The following is a 2025-nucleotide window of genomic DNA, read 5'->3' as shown; positions in this document are numbered from 1 at the left end:
TATGTCGTGGAGGAGGGCGATCGCTACAAGTTCGGCAAGGTCGAGCTCGAAAGCCAGCTGCGCGACATCAAGCCCAAGGAATTTCGCCCGATCATCCGCTTCAAGGAAGGCGATTGGTACAACGCCCAGTTGATCGAGAACACGGTTGAAAGCCTGTCGGAAACCGCTGGCCTGCTCGGCTATGCCTTTGCCGATGTGCGCCCGCAGTTCGAGCGCAGCAAGGAAGACCTGAAGATGAATGTCACCTTCCAGATCGGGGAGGTGCCGCGCGTCTATGTGGAAAAGGTTTCCATCAACGGAAACACGATCACGCGTGACAATGTGATCCGCCGCGAATTCCGCCTTGCGGAAGGTGATGCCTTCAACTCGATCAAGGTGAAGCGCTCCAAGGATCGCCTGCTCGGCCTCGGCTTTTTCCAGGACAAGCTCGACATCGAACAAAAGCCCGGCACCACGCCCGATCGCATCGTGCTGGAAACCAACATCCAGGAAAAACCCACCGGCGAATTGCAGCTTTCGGCTGGTTTCTCGTCGATCGAACGCTTCATTTTTTCAGCCAGCGTGCGCCAGCGCAACTTCCGCGGCCGCGGCCAGGAAATCCGGCTTTCGGGCAACATCTCCAGCTTTGCCCGTTCGGTCGAAGCCGGCTTTACCGAGCCTTATCTGGGCGGCCGCAACCTGGCGCTGGGCCTTGATGTGTTCCGCCGTGATTTCCGCTCGTTCCGCTTCACCGGCAACAACACGCGCGACACCACCTACACCCAGGTTTCGACCGGCTTCCAGGTTCGCACCGGCTTTTCGATCACCGAATATTGGGCCGCATCGCTGCGCTATGGCCTGAGCCGTGAAGAGATTGGCTTGGATCAGGCCGTATTCTTTACCAATGGCGTCTGCGATCCGCTGCGTGCCGGCCGCTTCCTGTGCGAACAGCTGGGCAACCGTACGATTTCCACCCTTGGTTTTTCATTGATCTACAACAGCCTGAACAATTTGCGGCTGCCGTCTGCGGGCCAGCGGTTCACGTTCAGCCAGGATGTGTCGGGCATCCCGATCGGCATCAAATTTGTCACCACCCGCGCCAATTACGATTTCTTCACCCCGTTGTTTGGCACTGGTTTCGTGCTCAACGTGGGTGCGGAAGGCGGCTATGCCTTTGGCTATGGCGGGCAAGACGTGATCCTGACCAATCGTTTCTTCCTGGGTCAGCCGCAGTTCCGCGGGTTCAACATCCGCGGCGTCGGCCCGCGCGTGCTGCGCCGTCCGCTCGATCTTGCCGGCGGCATCGTGCAGGATCGCCGGCAGGCGCTTGACGATTCGCTGGGTGGCCGGGCTTATTATCTGGCACGGGCTGAAATCCGCATTCCGATCGGTTCGGCCGGCAGCGAACTGGGCCTGCGCCCGTCGATCTTTGCCGATGTCGGCGCGTTGTGGAGCCTCAAGACCCCCAGCTTGACCTGCCAGGATAGCCCGGGCAGGCCGGCACCGCGCGTGCCTGGCCAAGTGGCGCAGTGCCTGCCCAGCGATGGCGCATCGGCGGGCTTCGTCGAGGAATTCCTCGGTAATTCGCCGAGACCGCGTGTTTCGGTCGGTATCGGGGTCAACTGGAATTCACCCTTCGGGCCGTTCCGGTTCGATCTTGCCAAGGCCCTGGTCAAGCAACCGGGTGACGATCCGCAACTTTTCCAATTCAACGTAGGGACTGCATTCTGATGAAGAAAACTCTGATTGCGCTGGCGCTCGCCGGCGTCTCCGCCCCGGTGCTGGCGCAGCAACTGCCGGCCGCCATTATCGTCACGGTCGACCGCCAGGAAATGATCGCCACGTCTGCTGCCGCAAAGGCCGCTCAGGCCGAGCTGAAGCCCAAGGCTGATGCCCTCAATGCGCGCCTGAGCCAGCTGCGCACCAGCCTTGCTGCCGAAGAAAAAGCCCTGCGTGATACCCAGCCGCAACAGGGTGCCGCCGCGCCCGCCGTGCAGGCATGGCAAGCCAAGGTGCGCGATTTCGATGCGCGCCGCGGCCAGGCCG

The 2025-nt window shown here is 61.3% G+C and carries 2 protein-coding genes; both read left to right on the top strand.

Features of this window, described 5'->3' with window-relative positions:
- A partial coding sequence (gene bamA, locus ACESL8_RS03180; protein WP_372915882.1) for an outer membrane protein assembly factor BamA occupies positions 1-1710 on the top strand: 1710 nt, incomplete at its 5' end.
- Positions 1710-2025: hypothetical protein (locus ACESL8_RS03175; RefSeq protein ID WP_372915880.1), on the top strand; the 316-nt coding region annotated here is incomplete at its 3' end. The genes bamA and ACESL8_RS03175, both read left to right, overlap by 1 nt.

Source organism: Sandarakinorhabdus sp. (assembly GCF_041689835.1).
Lineage (GTDB): Bacteria > Pseudomonadota > Alphaproteobacteria > Sphingomonadales > Sphingomonadaceae > Sandarakinorhabdus.
This window is presented reverse-complemented; position numbering and strand designations above follow the sequence as displayed.